The organism is Clostridioides sp. ZZV14-6153 (genome assembly GCF_020657855.1).
In the GTDB taxonomy this organism is placed as follows: domain Bacteria; phylum Bacillota; class Clostridia; order Peptostreptococcales; family Peptostreptococcaceae; genus Clostridioides.
In genome coordinates this window covers 1-17,376 of sequence record NZ_JAGWCZ010000023.1, presented here as the reverse complement: position 1 = coordinate 17,376, position 17,376 = coordinate 1, and the positions used below count along the sequence as shown (strand labels likewise).

Below are 17,376 nucleotides of genomic sequence, written 5' to 3'. Positions count from 1 at the left end.
TAAGTTTTTTATTTAATATATTCTTCTAAATTATTTTTTACAGTAATCATATATTATATACTTAATATAAAAACACTTTTTTAATAATTACATAAATCTATAGACTATTTATTTGTTGATATTTTAATTTACTTTTTGTATTAAAACATATTTTTATATGGATTAGGTACTATTTTTAAATTTTATCATAGAAGAAGTGAATGTTAATTAGTCAAAATTAGAATTTTTAATAGCATCTTTTATTTCTATTTCGTTAATCTCAGAAAAATCGGTTATTAATTTTTCAATTTTACTATCAATTTCTTTTCCCATTCTTTTAAATACCCTTTTATTATCACGACATTCCATTAATGCTATAACTGAAGTTAACAAGCATACATTTATACTTATTGTATCTCTCCCCTCAAATATAAACAATCCTATTAATTGAATTATAGAAACAAAAAATAATATGAAGTAAGTCCAAGATTTTATATAGCAATCATAATATTCAATATAAATCTCCTTTACTTCTAATTCTTCAATCAATATTTTTTTTATATCTTCTACTATTTGGTATCTTGTGGACATAATTTTATTTATATATTTAGTTACATATATACTACAGAACCTACCTTGAATTAAGTTAAAAAACAGTAAGCCTATATATACCATAGTATAAATTTTAGATGAAACTACGTTTTCAACAATATTTTTTAAATATTCCATGCACTTCTCCAATCACATTTTAAATAATTAATAATTAATCTTAATATGCATACTTTTACTTACACATTTTAATTATACTAATCGACAATTTATAAAATTCATTAATTCAGATTAATGAGAATTCCATTCACTTTTTAAAAAATATGTTTTATTAGACCATAATAATAAATATAATTATTCAGGTAAAAACTAATTATATCCTTCTTCTCTTATAACATCATTTTAACTGTTTATCTTGGGTAGCCTTTATGGTATATTAATCCATTTTCTAACATTAATTCTTGAGCCAAGTATATATGACCCTTACAGTGCATATCTGCCACACCTTCACTTATAAGTTTATATGTTTCAGAAGTATATAAATAATCCATACTTTCTTCCAAGCTCTTGCCTGTTTGCTTAGAAAATTCTAATATGATTTTTTTATATAGTATTTGTAATAATGTTTTATTTGCTTCCATAATCACTATACCTCCTCTTCATACCTAAACTTTAAATATTTATCTATTACATTTTGATTGGTTATACATATTTGTTCATTTGGTTTATAGTATTTTAATCTTTTTAAAGCTTCATCTTTTTCAATGAGATTATCTTGATACAGTTCTATTGTATTGTAAATCTTATCATCAGCAATACCACCTATTATAATGTCATATTTCATATATATATCACTCATATTTCTACATTCTATTATAAAATCAAGCCATTCTAAATTATAACTATTGAAGATTTTTACCTTGCAGTTTTCTTTTAATTTATCAATATCTAAAGAATAACTATTTAAATATGCTTTTTTACCTCTTTTTTTAAAACGCTCTGTCCAGTTAATTGCTTGTGTCTTTATACTCGTTACATAGAATCCTTTTCCAAAATCTAAAGAATCTCTTGAAAAGGTAATATTAGGCATTTTTACTACACAATATGAACCATGATATACAATCATTATATCACACCCTTTTCTTTAAGTACTTGCATTAAATCTTCCACTATGTAACCTTTACTTTGAGAATGTAGTGCTTCATAGCAAGGTATTATATAGTTATCTAAAATATCAGTATCATGTTTAAGAAGTTTATAAACTCCTTCTGAATCTATATTCAATTTTTCTGCTAAAGCTTCAATGCAAAAAATAGAAAATTCTAGTTTTCTTTCATCCATTACAAACCTCAACTCCTATCAAGCTTATATAATATATATTTTTACTAATTAACAACTTAAACTATCTTACATTTATAAAAATATTATATCATAAAGTAGATATTAAAATTCTATGTTACCTATTATCATAATAAACAAATAAAATAATAAACAAATAAAAACTTTTTATACAACCTAAATGCACCCCAATATACCCTCAAAAAAACCTCATTTTCTGTGGTTGGGGTACGGTTGGTGGATTTTATCTCCAAAATAAAAAATACTAGTCAATAAAGACTAGTATTTCCAAGTATTTCATCATTCTTTTTTCAAAATTGGTGGAGACGAGGGGAGTCGAACCCCTGTCCGCAAATCTTTTCCTCGCTGCATCTACATGTGTAGCCAACTTTACTAGTATCTCGCCTCACATAACGCCAAGTGGCAGGCTCTATGCTTAGCCAGTCCCAATTAATCTACCCTAAGTCGAGACACCCTCAAAGTAGTTCCCTGCATAATGACGTCCAGTCTTAGCCGGCAGGAGGGCTAAGAGGGACGAGCAGCAACTAGGCTGCTATCGCGAAATTATCGTCTGCGTTTATTTTAAAGTTCCCCAGTTTTTACGTGACCCAGAGTAACACGACACGCAGCCTCAAGTTCCAAACCCACGTCGAAACCTTTACGCCCCCTTGAGTAGTTTATAGTCCATTAGACTCTTCGCAAACTTTATCACCATTTTTATTAAATTTTTAATGTATATATAATATAATACTTTTAAGAATAAAAATCAATGTTATGTTCTAGATAATAAAGAATTTTATTCTAAAAAATACAATTTTAACTAGTTTAATATTTCCCTGTCATTTCTCTTTCTATACGTCTTTGGGCATCTTTCTTAGCCATATCTTGACGCTTATCATATAACTTCTTACCTTTCGCTAAAGCAATCTCTACTTTAACTTTACCATTTTTTAAATATAAACTAAGTGGTATAAGTGAATACCCCTTTATAGTAGTTGCTCCAATAAGCTTTCTTATCTCATGCTTGTGAAGCAATAATTTTCTCACTCTTAGAGGGTCAACATTAAATATATTTCCTTGCTCATATGGACTTATATGAACTTGTTTTAAAAATACTTCACTGTTATCTACAGATGCAAATCCATCACTTAGGTTAACTTTACCTTGTCTTATTGATTTTACTTCTGTTCCTTTTAATTCAATTCCACATTCATATGTTTCCTCTATAAAATATTCATGTCTTGCTCTTTTGTTTGTTGCTAATATTTTTTTACCAGCCATATAAATCTCACCTTCTTTGCTAGAAATTTCTTTAATACACACTAAGAATTTGCTAAATATTTCATATATATAAATCTTTTGACTACCCTGTATGATAACATATTAAAGACCTTTAGTCAATATGACAACACATACATTAAACTAATTGAACAAGATATGATAAATAATGTAACAATATATTGTAGGAAATTGCATCAACTATATTTAGTGCAAAGTCAAAATCAATTACTAAAAATAATCTATCAAACTCAAAACAAAAATTTTAATACTCCAATACCTATTTTTCGCTTTTAGCTTTTAACACTCTCATAAAATATAATACCCACAAATTATAAATACTACTCAAAATACATACTCAAATAGTATACTTCAATTATAAATATTCTTAAAATTTCTTAATATCTATGTAAAACTTTGATGATAAAGTAGCCAATTTTCCAAAAAAAATGTAATATATAGTTATATCTTATAATATTTTAGAGATAAATTTTAATATAGTAGGGAGAAATTTGTATGGATTTAAGCAAAAAAGTAAAAATTTTAGAAAATACATCAGATGGTCGAAGTGAATTTGAAATATTAGAATTTGAAAAACTTGAAGGAGCTTCTAGCCCAATGATGGCAATGGGATTATATTTTGCTAGAGAGGCTGGCTTGAAAGCTAGACAAATTAAGATAAAATTAAATAACTCATCAATAAAAACAGAAGCTGGTGCATTGTACTATTATAAAGGAAAGATATCTTCTGAAACTAAAATTGGTGGTGTTGGAGGTCTTTTCAAGAAAGGAATATCAGGAGCACTTACTAATGAGTCAATGATGAAACCTACATATAAAGGTACTGGCGAAGTTTATTTAGAGCCTTCTTTTAGACATTATTTATTTATGAACCTTGATAATGATTCTATAATCGTCGATAAAGGTCTGTTCTATTGTTGCTCTGACACTATAGAAGTAAAGGCATTTACACAAAAAAACTTCTCTTCTGCTTTACTTGGTGGTGAAGGTTTCTTCCAAATAGAGTTAAGTGGTACTGGTGTAGTTGTTCTAGAATGTGTTGTACCTCAAAGTGAAATTATAGAGTATGAATTGAGTAATGGAGAAGAATTAAAAGTAGATGGTAACTTTGCAATAGCAAGAACATCTGGAGTTAATTTTTCTGTTACAAAGTCAGATAAATCTTTAATTGGTTCTGCTTTAAATGGTGAAGGTTTCTTAAATACATTTACTGGAAATGGTACAGTTTGGTTAGCTCCTACTCAAGTAATGTACGAAAAACTAAGCTTTGGAGCCATGCCTACTAATGATAATATGAATAATAAGGTTTCTAAGCAAAAATAGAAATTTTATGAAAATTTTATAAACCCATTCATATAAAGTTAATATAAAATATACTTTTGACATCTTTAGATAAAATTTAGTAAATATATATATTTTATAATATAAAGATATCAGTGTAAATATAAAAAGGCTGTAGGTAAATTTGTTTCTACACAAATCTACTTACAGCCTCAAATCTACTAATAGCCTCTTTTATAAATATAAATTCATATTTAAAGATATATTTATTTTACCTAATGCACTAATTCAAATCTTATCTGCATTCAATTATCAATAAATCCATATTACATAAAATTATTGATAGCATATATTATAAATCTAATAACTTTTATTATAGTTCTAATTATTAACCTAAAAATGCCTATTATTAATCTATTTAGTTTTACTACAATAAACAATTTTTATATTAGTATACTTAGTTTACCTGCAATAAACAACTTTTATATTACTCTATTTAATTTGCCTACAGTAAACAATTTTAATCTAACTAACCAATCTTTCTTTTTATTGGCTTTATCAAAAGAGACACAATTATCAACACAATACTTCCACATATCAACCAATACTTTTCATCAAAGCTACCTCGACTCATAGACATTATAAAGAAATTTCCGACGTACTTATCTCTAGTCATCATATTTAAAATTAAATATCCTATAGATACCATATATCCTATAATAGTATTATTAAATAAGTTTGAAAATAACATACCTAAACTTCCGATAAACATAGCTGATGCAAAACTCCCCACAATATATTTAAATATAGGGAAATTGCCTCCAAGATGTTTTAAAACCAGAACAAATCCAGTAATTAACACAAGCATACTTATAATTGACATTATTATTCTTATTAATTGTATAACTACTTGAGATACTGATTTTGATGATACTATCTCATCAATTTCCTTTGATTGCTCTAAGTAAAATGTAGGAACTAGTATTATTATTCCCACTATTACAACATAGTTTTCAAGACATATAGCTGCTGAAACACTATCTAAATTTGCTACCCCTTGTATAAATGGAATCAAACATAACATCCCAATTGAACATATTAGATTAATTAGAGTGCTTAATTTGAAGTTTTCTTTTATTAAAACTAAATAATTTTGAAAACTTTGAACCAACATTAAGATTCCCCCTTCTTTTTTGTTCATATAAGAATGTAGTTAAAAAGACAATTATTAAAGCTCCTAATCCCATTAAAAGTCTATTACTCATAATAGAATTAAAGTTTTCTGCTATAATAGTTCCATTTAGTACATTATTATGTCTTATCATTAGTCCCATTGATGGATAATCTCCTTCAAGACCTATAGAGTTTATACTGTAAAACCACCAAATTAATTGAACAATAATTGCTACTGGTGTGTCTGTTAATACAGTCAGACTCACTCCTACAGCTGTAACTATCATAAGGGTTGGTAACAACCACCACAGTGTATATTTTACAAATGCTAAATTATCAATAGAAATACCTTCATCTTTAGCAAATGAAATTAAAGGAAGCAATTCTTTTATTCCTAAAATTAAAACTGGCAACATCATCATAAATACAAGAGCAAAATATCTTGATAAAATTATTTTAGATGTTGATGCTTGTTTTGAGTAGACAATTTCGATCATTCTTGAACGTCTATCTTTCATTGACATAAAGACTGCTACGAATACTGGAAATATACTTAAAATTATACCTATATAGTCACAAAAAATTCTTGCATAGCCGTTAGTTACTTTATCTTTTTGTATTGTATAGTTATAATCTTGCATAGCTTCTTCATAAGTAACTGGAATCATACCAAATCTTTGTAATTTATCAATAGAATACGCAGACCCACCACCTAAAATTTCATCTACACTTTGCATTACTTCTTGAAATCTTTCAAATGATAATTTAGAAGTATTTACTTCTATATTTTCCCCACTTTTCCAAATTGAGTTTACTTTGTCAATACTGTTACCAGTTATCTCCTCAATATACTTCTCTATAGTTTGGGTCTTACTTTCATTTAATTTTATATGCTTAATAATTCCCATTGGATATGTTGTATATGAATTTGCTTGATATTCTCTAATCAAACTTATAGTTGCACTTGGAATCACTTTATCAGACTTCAAAGATTCTTTTTGACCATATGGATACTGGTTGTTCTTTAGGTAGTATTCATCAATATTTTCTACCCTTTGAGGTGCAACCAATGGATTTCCATCATTAGGAATATTTTTGCTTGCGTCTTCTGAAACTGAACTTCCAAGTTGCGAAATATAGAAAACTACCAATACTACAATAAAAACATAATAAACTGTGCTTTTTAATATGTTTTTACACTCTTTTATAAATAGATTCATATCTTATCTCCTCCCATCATAAGCATATAGCCATCTTCAATAGTCGGATTGCATTCTACTGCTGTTTCAAAAGGTTTGTATTTTGATATGATTCTAAGTGTAGCTTTTCCACCTTGAGTCAACATACATATAACTACAAATCTATTTTTTATATTTTCTATGTCTTTTTTATCTACTTCAACACTATATACTTTTCCATCAGCAAGTTTTGATAATGCCTCAGTTGTTCCATTATATATGACTTTTCCATTATCTAATATAGCTATATTTTCACATGTTGCCTCTATATCCCCTACAATATGTGTTGATAATATAACTATTCTATCATTGGCAATCTCACATAATAAATTTCTCGTATACGTTCTTCTGGGTCAAGTCCTGCTGTTGGTTCATCTACGATTAAAATTTTAGGATTGTGAATCAGCGCTTGTGCAATTCCAAGTCTTCTATTCATACCTCCAGATAAAGATTTTACTTTTACTCTTTGATAATTAGTTAGATTTACTTTGCTTAATAACTTATTGATAATTTTTCTTCTTTTTCCTGATGGTATATTTGATAAAATAGCTAGATAATCCATTGCTCCATACACTGTCATATTAGGATACATTGAAAAATCTTGAGGAAGGTAACCAACCATATTTCTAATTTCTTTCGTTTTTTCTATAGGAATCCCACACATATCTATTGAACCATCTGTCTTTGATAACAAAGTAGCTAGAATTCGCATAAATGTTGTTTTTCCTGCTCCATTTCTTCCCAAAAGTCCAAACATTCCACTATCAATTTCAATGTTTACATTTTCAAGAGCCATTTTTGAACCAAACCTCTTGCTGAGATTAGACACTGATATTTTCATTTCCATATATAAGTACACCCCACAAATCATTTTATAGTATTTTATTTTTATGAATTTTTTATTATATTTCATTATATTTCCATAATAGATTCTAAAACTTAAGATATTATTTAGAAATTTCTAAATTTTTTCTAAAGATTTTAATTTCTCTTAATAAATAAAATAAATGTGCTTATATACTAATGACTTCTGTACTATAGTGATTTAAAAATAATTGAAGTGTCTAAAGATATTATCATCATCTCCACCAAAAGGACAACCAGTCAGAGTAAACTGAATTGCATGCCCATAATTACTTACCTCCTAAGTAGTATTTTTATAATTTCAACTCATAGCAAAGAGTATTGAAAAGAAAAGCTACTTATAAAAATATCATTACTTCTTAAAAATTAAAGTGTGCATAAGGTAATATTTCTGATGTGGAATCAAAGAATTTTATTACGCACACATACACAAAGATTACATCAATTAGTTCTATCTTTTGAGTAAAATACATGTGTTGTAGTGTCAAAATTATATAAATTATATAAAATAAAAAATAAGTGTATCTCAAGTTCTGAATGATACACTTATTTCCTATTAAAAAATCTATTTTTTTAATATATACTTTTCGCTAAATATTGTAAACATCTACTTTTTATCAAAGATTCTACATTTAATCATACTATAAACACTACAAATTCTCATGTCTACTTTTAAATATTCCTGTATTTTCTTATTTTAGGATATTAATTTTTCCCTGTTTACTCTTATTTTCAAATAGTAAACCTTATTCTTTATATTTTATTTATTCTTCAATCTTTTCAACTATCTCAAAGTCAATTTCTTTAAAATCTACATTTACACCTTCAACCTTTATCTTAACAAGGTCACCTATTTTATATGACTTCTTAGTTCTCTCACCTAACACACTATAAGAACTTTCATCATAGATATAATAGTCGTCATTCATATTTGCAAGTCTTATCAATCCTTCTATAGTATTACCTAGCTCAACAAATATTCCAAATGAAGTCACACTAGATACAACACCTTCAAACTCTTGACCAACTTTATCCTTCATGTAAAGAGCCTTATAGAAGTCATGTACATCTCTTTCCGCCAATTCTGCTTTTCTTTCTTTTTCAGATGATTGAACAGATGCATAATCTACTATAGTAGTAAGTTGCTCTTGTCTCTTTCCATTTATCTTATTATTTAAAGATTCTTTTATTATTCTATGAATTTGAAGGTCAGGATATCTTCTTATTGGTGAAGTAAAATGACAATAGAATTTAGCTGCTAACCCAAAGTGACCACTACATTCTGGTGAATACTTAGCCTGTTTTAAAGAACGAAGCATTATGGTACTGATTGCTCCCTCTTCTGTTTTGCCTTTTATCTTCTCTATTATTCCTTGTAATGCCTTTGGATGTACTTCTTCCTTATCACCTTTTATTGTATATCCAAATGTAGATATAAACTTACTCAATTCTTCCATTTTTTCTAAAGATGGTGTTTCATGTATTCTATACACAAATGGTATACCCATCCAGTAAAAATGTTCAGCAATTGTTTCATTACTTATAAGCATAAACTCTTCTATTATTTTATTAGAAATTCTTCTCTCATATGGTTTTATATCTGCAACTTCTCCATTTCCATTTAGAATTATCTTTGCTTCTGGGAAGTTAAAGTCTATAGCCCCTCTTTTTTCTCTTCTTGACATAAGAATTCTAGCCAAAGTTTCAGAGTTCTTAAAATCATCTACAACATGTTCAAAAGTCTTTTTAAGCTTTTCATCATCTTTTTCTAATATATCAGATACTTCTGTATAAGTCATTCTAGCTTTTGAATTTATTATAGATTCACATATTTCATGCTTAACTACATTTCCCTTATGGTCTATTTCCATAAATATAGAAAGAGTTAATTTGTCTTCAAATGGATTTAAACTACACACTCCATTAGAAAGAGTCTTTGGCAACATTGGAATTACTTTATCTACTAAGTACACAGATGTAGCCCTTTTTAAAGCTTCTTTATCTAATTTATTTTTTTCTCTTACATAATGTGTAACATCAGCTATATGAACTCCTAATTTAAAGTTTCCATTAGATAATACCTCTATTGATATAGCATCATCTAAATCTTTTGCGTCATCTCCATCTATAGTAAATATGTTTAAATCTCTTAAATCTCTTCTTCTTTTTACCTCTTCTTCTGGAATTTCAACAGCTACAGCTTCTGCTTCTTGCAATACCTTCTTAGGAAATTCTTCTGGAAGACCATGTTCTCTTATTATAGAGTCTATTTCTACTCCTCTTTCGCCTTTTTGACCCAGTATTTCTATAATCTTTCCTTCTGGTTTTCTATCTTCTTGTGGCCATACTGTAATTTCACAAACTACCTTATCATTATCTACTGCTCCACTAAAATATCTTTTAGGTATATATATATCCTTAGTAAATTTTTTATTGTCTGGTGTTACAAACCCAAAAGTTTTACTTGATTGAAAAGTACCTACTATTTTAGTTATTTCCCTCTTTATAATTTTTACGATTCTTCCTTCTGCTCTTTTTTCTTCAGTTGCAGGTACAACTATCTCTGCCATAACTCTATCATTATGCATAGCTCCATTTATATTGTCACTTGAGATAAATAAATCTTGTGTGTATTCAACATCAGATTCTACAAATCCAAAGCCTTTTTTATGTGCTGTAAATTTACCAACAAAATATCCCATTTGATTTGGTGATATCATTTTACCTTTCTTAGTAAAACATATATAACCATCTTCCTCTAATTCTTCTAAAAAATTATAGAACATCGGCATTTCTGATGAATGTATATCAAAAATTTCTGCTAATTCTTCCTTTTTTAGAGGATTATATGCACTTTCGTTTATTAATCCTAACAAACTCTCTTTAAGTCCTGGTATCATTTTTTCCTCCTATTTTACTCTCTTGTTATATTATTTTTTTAGTTTTCTATTATATTACCCTTTGTATATCTTCTATATTACCTTTCATATATCTTCACACACCGTCTTTTATATTCTTTTATTATTGTTTCAAGTTAAATCAATTATTATATATTTTTATATTAATTGAAATTATCTTAATAAAGCTTTAAAAAAGTTATGATAATTCTATAATAATAGTTTAAGTCATCATAAGCACAATTGTAATTTACTCAAAATATCCTTATTACATCTGCTTTATCACCTAATTATACACCATCATATAGAATTGGTAAAATATTCATTCCATCTAAGTATTACTATATAATAATTTATTATATTAGTATACTCAAATTAAGTTAAATTTATATAACTCAATTAATTTTTTAAATATAGCTTCTTATAATATAAAACTCATAATAAAAGTAAATTTATATGTTAAATTAGGTTGATTTTTTATTGTTTTTTATTTATTCTAATATTAAGGGCTTGCAAACGTTTTTTGACAAGTCTTTATTTTATCTAAATTAAATAAATTTTTTTATTATGAATAATGTATTAAATTTAAACTAATCTACTTATTGGAGGAGATATACTTGGAAGAAGTAATTGCAAAAATTATTACCATAGAAAATGGTTTTAAAGAAATTGAAAACATTGCTAAAAAAATTGTAAAAAATAATGACTCAAAGAAGTGTTATTATCTATCAATTTACTTATATAGATCAGAATACTATCAAGTAAGAGAATTAGCAGTGTTTATATTAGGCTTTATATCAATACATATTTCTGAAGCCTTATTATTTTTAAAAAACAATGTGAGTAAAGATGAAAACTGGAGAGTACAAGAAATATTAGCTAAATCATTTGATTATTATTGTAGTGAAGTTGGATATGATAAATCACTTCCTGTGATAAAAGAATGGTTAAGTTCTGACAATCCAAATATAAAGAGAGCTGTGACAGAGGGTCTTAGAGTTTGGACTATCCGAGACTATTTTAAAACCAACCCCACTGTAGCTATATCATTGCTTTCTAGTTTGAAAGATGATGACAGTGAATACTTAAGAAAATCTGTTGGAAATGCTCTCAGAGACATAAGCAAAAAACATCCAGATTTAGTAAAAAACGAATTAAACTCATGGGATGTTTCAAATAAAAAAGTTGAGCTTGTATATAATATTGCTTCAAAACGTATTTTTGCAAAATAAATTGGAGGTGACTATACTTGAAGCTTCGTGAAAAATATACATGTCCATTAGAACTAACACATGATATGATAAAAGGTAAATGGAAGTCTATTATATTATGGAGATTACGTATAGGTCCAACTTCTCTATCAAAACTAGAAAAAGAGATTAATGGAATCAACCAAAAAATGTTGCTTGAACAACTTAAAGAATTGATTGAATTTGGGCTGGTTGATAAAAAGACATATGAAGGATATCCACTTAAAGTTGAATATTCACTTACACCTATTCGTGGAAAGCAGATGTTAGATGCTTTAGCTATAATGCAAGATATAGGAATTAATTTTATGCTAGAGAATGGTATGGAAGATATTCTTGAGGAAAAAGGGATTTTATAATAAACTAATACACACAAAAAAGTAAGTAATTTACCATTATTTACAACTAGTATATAATAAACTTACAGAAAATTTTTATTAATTTATTATATATTTAGGAGGTAAATTATTGTGAAAGTAACTAGTACAGGTATAGTAAATGGTGTTATAGAAGATAAATATGGGAAAAGAGGAAATCAATTTAATAAAGGTGGTATGCCTACATATTCATTACCTCTAAAATTTGAAGATGCTCCAGAGCATACAGTGTCCTTTGCTGTATTTTTAGAGGACAAAGATTCAGTTCCTGTATGTGGATTTGCATGGATACATTGGCTAGCTGCAAATATAACAAAAGATGAACTAAAGGAAAATGAAAGCATAACAGCTACTGATTTTATTCAAGGAACTACTAGTTGGCATAGTAAATTAGGTGATATTGGTAGATTAGAAGCTAGTGTTTATGGTGGTATGGCTCCTCCAGATAGACCACATGTTTATGAAATACATGTGTTTGCACTTGATACTACTCTTAATCTTGAAAAGGGATTTTATATGAATGAGCTTTTTGAAGCCATGGATGGACATATTTTAGATAGATTTACACTTAAAGGAAGTTATTCTAATTAATTAGATTTACTATAGCTAATCATTAATTTGTCTCACTTAATTAATGATTAGCTTAATTGTTATTAAATTATTTTTCTATTTTAATTAATTATTGATTCAATAGATTTAAATTATTTCTTATATTTTGTTTAACTACTAAATCAATGAATTTCAGATTATTTCTTATATTTTGTTTAACTATTAAATCAATGAATTTTAAATTATTTCTTATATTTTACTAAATCTTATTTTACAGCTTATTAAAAGAAAATATCAACATAGTTAATAAATCTATATAAAATTTCGAGGAGTTATTATGATAAAAAAAATAGACCATGTGGTCATTACTACTAATAATATAGAAAACTGTATCAGTTTTTATAAAAAACTTGGTTTTACATTAAAGAAAATAAATGAAAGATATGAACTTTACTCTGGAGATTTCAAAATAAATGTCCATTTAAAAGGTCATGAACTTACACCTCACAGCAAAAACGTACAAACAGGTAGTGCTGATTTGTGTTTTGAAATAAATACTAATATTGACATGACAAAAACAAACTTAGAACAAAATGGGATTCAAATTGAGCAAGGAATTGTAGAACGCACAGGAGTCTTTGGTAAAATGAAGTCTATTTACTTAAGAGACCCGGATGGAAATTTAATCGAATTGTCAAGTTATGGAGAATAAACTTTGGAAAATTTAATTCTATCTATAAATGTCGTTCTTCCTTTGTTTCTCACAATGTCACTTGGGTATGCTCTGAAAAAATTAGGTTTATTTGATGAACATACCTTAAATAAAATGAATAATGTTTGTTTCAAATCTTTCCTGCCATTATTATTATTTTTTAATATATACAATACAGATTTAAATGGTTCTCTCAACCTCAAACTTATGGCTGTAGCTGTTATAAGTATTTTTTCAATCTTTTTACTCTTAGTTTTTATTATACCTAAAATTGAAAAAGATAATAAAACAAGAGGTGCATTAATACAAGGTATCTTTCGCAGTAACTTTGTTATATTTGGTATACCTGTAACAATCTCACTATTTGGTGATAAAAATATTGGCGTTACATCTTTATTAATTGCAGTTATTGTTCCTATGTTCAATGTATTATCAGTTGTAATACTTGAAATTTTTAGAGGAGGTAAAATAAATATAAAGCACATGATTAAAGGTGTTTTAACAAATCCTCTTATAATCGCTTCTGTAATAGGATTGATAATGCTTATTTTAAATATTAACATCCCTGAATTTTTACATAAAACTATTGGTGATATTTCTAAAATTGCTACTCCTCTATCACTTATAATTCTAGGAGGGTCTTTTAGCTTTTCTGCTATAAAGGGACATATAAGACCAATTATACTGGGTGTGTGTGGAAAACTTATTCTTATACCTGCTATATTTTTACCAATTAGCATTTTCCTTGGATTTAGAAATGTCGAATTAGCCTCACTTATGATAATGTTATCTGCTCCAACTGCTATTTCTTCATTTACAATGGCTCAACAGATGAATTCTGATAGTGAGTTAGCTGGACAAATTGTAGTATTTACTTCTGCATTTTCCATAATTACAGTATTTATAATAATATTTATCTTAAAACAGAATAATCTTATTTAGTAATATCCTATAGTATAAGTTGGTATAATAACAAATATATTTTTTTATTGTAATAAACATATATTGATAGCATAGTAAATATATATTGATATTGTAATAAATATATACAGAAAATAAGTACTACTCATAACTCAAAAAAATATAAAAAAGGGGGTGTCTCAAAATTAGCTTTGTACTGCACCCCAATCGTTAGATTTTTGGTCCAACAATTTGGGTGCAGTACAATTTTTATTTTGAAACAGCCCCTTTTCGATTGAAATTCATATTCTCTATTGAAACTTGTATTCTTTACTGAAACTTATAAAACTTCAAGTTTTTTTTAATAGGATATAACTTATTACTTATAAAAACTATATTAATATATCCTCTTTTTTTATATTATTTTTTAGCTTTATCAGTTGATAATTCACCTACAGTTGTATACTTAACATCCCCATCTTTAGGATTTCCCACTTGTACTGGTAGATTAGGTTGTGTTTGCCATTGCCACCATCCACCATCAAATAAAGTGATGTTTTTCCATCCATTTTCATAGCACATTAACCAAGGAATAGTTGCTCTCCATCCAGTTCCACAATAAAATGCTGTATTTGTATCTTTTGTTACATCAATATCTTTAAAATAACCTAATACTTTATCAAAATCTACATAACTTCCATCTTCATTCATATAATCTTGCATACTGCTTGCATCAGTACCTGCACGTCCCCATACAGCACCCTTTGGCTCTCCAGCTTTATCAATATAATTGTATCCACTCGTTTTTCCAGAGAACTCTTCTAAGCTTCTTATACTTACTAATCTAAAGTTAGGGTCATTTTTTAATTTATTTTCTACATCTTTTATGTCCATTACATATTCTGGATGTGCTGGAACTTTTACACCAAACTCTTTTTGAGGTTTTGGCTCTACTTCTCCTTTTTCTACATCATATTTTGCATTTTTCCATGCTTCAATACTTCCATCCATAACTTTAACATTTTTAACACCAGCCCAAAGACAAATGAATGCTATTCTATCTACTCCTGAATCAGAACCATATAGTATAACAGTTGTATCTGATGTAATTCCATTGCTAAGTAATACTTTTTCAACTACATCTGCTGGTTTGATATTGTAGTTATCAAAGTCTTTTACTCCTTCATCATTATCATATTCTAAAGAGTCTGTATCAATATGAATAGCTCCTGGTATATGCTGTTTCAAGTAGCCCTCATTTTGTTCAGTTGCTCCCCATGAGCCTTCTGCTATAACATAATTTTTAGACTCTGGTTGATTTCCATCAATAACACTTTTTACCCACTTAGCAGATACAAATACTTTTGTTGTATCAACTGGGTCAGCTGTAACCTTTTCTGCATTAGCATCTTTATTACTTGCTTCATTTGAATTGTTGTTTGAACACCCAACTAATAATGTCGCAATCATAGCTATACATAATAGTAAACTTAATAACCTTTTTTTCACGTTTTTCCCTCCATCTTATCTAGTTTTCACCTAAAAAGTATATCATATAGCTTTTTTCTATTCAATAATTCTACAGCTTATACATAATATTGGATATACAAATTTTCTATACTTCATCTTATCCTTTATACAAAATTTCTATACAACATTCTATTTATGTCTTACTATTAAATTCTATTGATTTATATTATAATATTTGAGTAGTAAACATTATAATATAAATCAATAGAATATTTTTAGTTTGTCTATAATTTAATATAATAAGGAGTTGTAATTAGAAAATAAAAATATATTTAAATATAATCAAATATAGTATAATATAATCACAGAAAGGTGTGATTATATGAGTAAACATTATAAACCTAAAGAATTTGCAGAATTATTAAATATGTCAGTTATAACTCTGCAAAGATGGGATAATGATGGTAAATTAAAGGCATTTAGAACGCCTACGAATAGAAGGTATTACACTCATGAACAATATCTAGAATATACAGGAATACATAAAGAAACAGATAATAGAAAAGTAGTTATTTATACAAGGGTTTCAACCTCTAATCAAAAAGATGATTTAAAAAATCAAGTTGAATTTCTTAGACAATATGCTAATTCTAAAGGAATAATAGTAGATGAAGTCATTGAGGATTATGGAAGTGGGTTAAATTATAATCGCAAAAAATGGAATAAACTTATTGATAGTTGTATGACTAATGAAGTAAATACAATTATCATAACTCATAAAGATAGATTTATTCGTTTCGGATATGATTGGTTTGAAAGATTTTTAACTAAATTCAATGTAGAGATTATAGTTGTAAATAATGAAAGTCTTTCACCTCAGGAAGAATTAGTTCAAGATATAATATCAATACTTCATATTTTTAGTTGTCGCATATATGGATTAAAAAAATACAAGAAAAATATTAGAGAGGATGAAGATATTGAAAAGAGCATACAAGATAGAGATTAACCCCTCTGATGAACAAAAATCTAAAATACACAAAACTATTGGTGTATCAAGGTTTATATACAACTTCTATATTGCTCATAGTAAAGAGATTTATGAAAAAGAAGGAAAATTTGTGAGTGGTATGGACTTTTCTAAATGGATAAATAACGAGTATGTACCTAATAATAAAGATATGAAATGGATTAAAGATGTATCCTCTAAAGCTACTAAACAAGCTATTATGAATGGAGATAAAGCCTTTAAAGACTTTTTTAAAGGTGCTAAAGGCTTTCCTAAGTTCAAGAAAGAGAAAAATCAAGATGTAAAAGCATATTTCCCTAAGAATAATAAGACTGATTGGACTATTGAAAGGCATAGAGTTAAAATACCTACTCTTGGGTGGGTAAGATTAAAAGAATTTGGATATATACCAATAAATTCAATAGTTAAAAGTGGTACAGTAAGTCAAAAATCTAATAGATACTATGTATCTATATTAGTTGAGGAAGATG

At 27.4% G+C, this 17,376-nt stretch carries 19 protein-coding genes and 1 other RNA gene; 8 read left to right on the top strand and 12 right to left on the bottom strand.

The window, feature by feature from the left end; all coding sequences use genetic code 11:
- Positions 1 to 207: 207 nt before the first annotated feature.
- The 6 genes from KGF46_RS18300 to smpB form a co-directional block, all read right to left on the bottom strand.
- Positions 208 to 708: a hypothetical protein gene (locus KGF46_RS18300; protein WP_227842937.1), complete on the bottom strand. Its 501-nt coding sequence runs from the start codon at positions 706 to 708 to the stop codon at positions 208 to 210.
- A gap of 230 nt (positions 709 to 938) precedes the next feature.
- Positions 939 to 1,169: a hypothetical protein gene (locus KGF46_RS18295; protein ID WP_227842936.1), complete on the bottom strand. Its 231-nt coding sequence runs from the start codon at positions 1,167 to 1,169 to the stop codon at positions 939 to 941.
- Positions 1,170 to 1,174: 5 nt separating this feature from the next.
- Positions 1,175 to 1,654: a DUF3990 domain-containing protein gene (locus KGF46_RS18290; RefSeq protein ID WP_077704544.1), complete on the bottom strand. Its 480-nt coding sequence runs from the start codon at positions 1,652 to 1,654 to the stop codon at positions 1,175 to 1,177.
- Positions 1,654 to 1,869 carry a DUF3791 domain-containing protein gene (locus KGF46_RS18285; RefSeq protein ID WP_003433743.1) on the bottom strand — a complete coding sequence of 72 codons (216 nt, stop codon included), beginning with the start codon at positions 1,867 to 1,869 and terminating at the stop codon, positions 1,654 to 1,656. Before KGF46_RS18285 ends, KGF46_RS18290 begins: the two co-directional genes overlap by 1 nt.
- A gap of 315 nt (positions 1,870 to 2,184) precedes the next feature.
- Positions 2,185 to 2,534, bottom strand: a transfer-messenger RNA (tmRNA) gene (gene ssrA / locus KGF46_RS18280).
- A 157-nt stretch (positions 2,535 to 2,691) separates the two neighbouring features.
- Positions 2,692 to 3,147, bottom strand: coding sequence for an SsrA-binding protein SmpB (gene smpB, locus KGF46_RS18275; protein ID WP_054275121.1), 456 nt, complete (start codon positions 3,145 to 3,147; stop codon positions 2,692 to 2,694).
- Between the two features lie 513 nt (positions 3,148 to 3,660).
- On the opposite strand from smpB, the gene KGF46_RS18270 reads away from it, so the two are divergent.
- Positions 3,661 to 4,488: an AIM24 family protein gene (locus KGF46_RS18270; RefSeq protein ID WP_227830259.1), complete on the top strand. Its 828-nt coding sequence runs from the start codon at positions 3,661 to 3,663 to the stop codon at positions 4,486 to 4,488.
- Between the two features lie 487 nt (positions 4,489 to 4,975).
- Here KGF46_RS18270 and KGF46_RS18265 read toward each other — a convergent pair whose 3' ends face one another.
- The 5 genes from KGF46_RS18265 to rnr all read right to left on the bottom strand — a co-directional run bounded on the left by KGF46_RS18265 (position 4,976) and on the right by rnr (position 10,621).
- Positions 4,976 to 5,620 carry an ABC transporter permease gene (locus KGF46_RS18265; RefSeq protein ID WP_227862227.1) on the bottom strand — a complete coding sequence of 215 codons (645 nt, stop codon included), beginning with the start codon at positions 5,618 to 5,620 and terminating at the stop codon, positions 4,976 to 4,978.
- Entirely contained in the window at positions 5,550 to 6,839 is a 1,290-nt protein-coding gene (locus KGF46_RS18260; RefSeq protein ID WP_227830261.1) for an ABC transporter permease, read from the bottom strand. The genes KGF46_RS18265 and KGF46_RS18260 overlap by 71 nt, the downstream gene beginning before the upstream one ends.
- Positions 6,836 to 6,964: a hypothetical protein gene (locus tag KGF46_RS20430; RefSeq protein ID WP_413927288.1), complete on the bottom strand. Its 129-nt coding sequence runs from the start codon at positions 6,962 to 6,964 to the stop codon at positions 6,836 to 6,838. The genes KGF46_RS18260 and KGF46_RS20430 overlap by 4 nt, the downstream gene beginning before the upstream one ends.
- Before the next feature lie 191 nt (positions 6,965 to 7,155).
- Positions 7,156 to 7,704: an ATP-binding cassette domain-containing protein gene (locus KGF46_RS20425; protein ID WP_413927287.1), complete on the bottom strand. Its 549-nt coding sequence runs from the start codon at positions 7,702 to 7,704 to the stop codon at positions 7,156 to 7,158.
- A gap of 781 nt (positions 7,705 to 8,485) precedes the next feature.
- Positions 8,486 to 10,621 carry a ribonuclease R gene (gene rnr, locus KGF46_RS18250; protein ID WP_227830262.1) on the bottom strand — a complete coding sequence of 712 codons (2,136 nt, stop codon included), beginning with the start codon at positions 10,619 to 10,621 and terminating at the stop codon, positions 8,486 to 8,488.
- Between the two features lie 614 nt (positions 10,622 to 11,235).
- On the opposite strand from rnr, the gene KGF46_RS18245 reads away from it, so the two are divergent.
- The 5 genes from KGF46_RS18245 (at position 11,236) to KGF46_RS18225 (ending at position 14,448) form a co-directional block, all read left to right on the top strand.
- Entirely contained in the window at positions 11,236 to 11,850 is a 615-nt protein-coding gene (locus KGF46_RS18245) for a DNA alkylation repair protein (protein ID WP_227830263.1), read from the top strand.
- A gap of 17 nt (positions 11,851 to 11,867) precedes the next feature.
- Positions 11,868 to 12,227, top strand: coding sequence for a winged helix-turn-helix transcriptional regulator (locus KGF46_RS18240; protein WP_227830264.1), 360 nt, complete (start codon positions 11,868 to 11,870; stop codon positions 12,225 to 12,227).
- A 111-nt stretch (positions 12,228 to 12,338) separates the two neighbouring features.
- Entirely contained in the window at positions 12,339 to 12,836 is a 498-nt protein-coding gene (locus tag KGF46_RS18235) for a YbhB/YbcL family Raf kinase inhibitor-like protein (RefSeq protein ID WP_227862226.1), read from the top strand.
- Between the two features lie 295 nt (positions 12,837 to 13,131).
- Entirely contained in the window at positions 13,132 to 13,506 is a 375-nt protein-coding gene (locus KGF46_RS18230) for a VOC family protein (protein ID WP_227839641.1), read from the top strand.
- Between the two features lie 3 nt (positions 13,507 to 13,509).
- Positions 13,510 to 14,448: an AEC family transporter gene (locus KGF46_RS18225; RefSeq protein ID WP_227862225.1), complete on the top strand. Its 939-nt coding sequence runs from the start codon at positions 13,510 to 13,512 to the stop codon at positions 14,446 to 14,448.
- Between the two features lie 378 nt (positions 14,449 to 14,826).
- Here the strand turns inward: KGF46_RS18225 and KGF46_RS18220 are convergent, their stop codons facing one another.
- Positions 14,827 to 15,915, bottom strand: coding sequence for a rhodanese-like domain-containing protein (locus KGF46_RS18220; RefSeq protein ID WP_227830268.1), 1,089 nt, complete (start codon positions 15,913 to 15,915; stop codon positions 14,827 to 14,829).
- Positions 15,916 to 16,258: 343 nt separating this feature from the next.
- Between KGF46_RS18220 and KGF46_RS18215 the strand changes: the two genes are divergently transcribed.
- Both KGF46_RS18215 and KGF46_RS18210 read left to right on the top strand, forming a co-directional pair.
- Positions 16,259 to 16,885: an IS607 family transposase gene (locus KGF46_RS18215; protein WP_227862224.1), complete on the top strand. Its 627-nt coding sequence runs from the start codon at positions 16,259 to 16,261 to the stop codon at positions 16,883 to 16,885.
- A partial coding sequence (locus KGF46_RS18210; protein ID WP_413927286.1) for an RNA-guided endonuclease InsQ/TnpB family protein occupies positions 16,848 to 17,376 on the top strand: 529 nt, incomplete at its 3' end. The genes KGF46_RS18215 and KGF46_RS18210, both read left to right, overlap by 38 nt.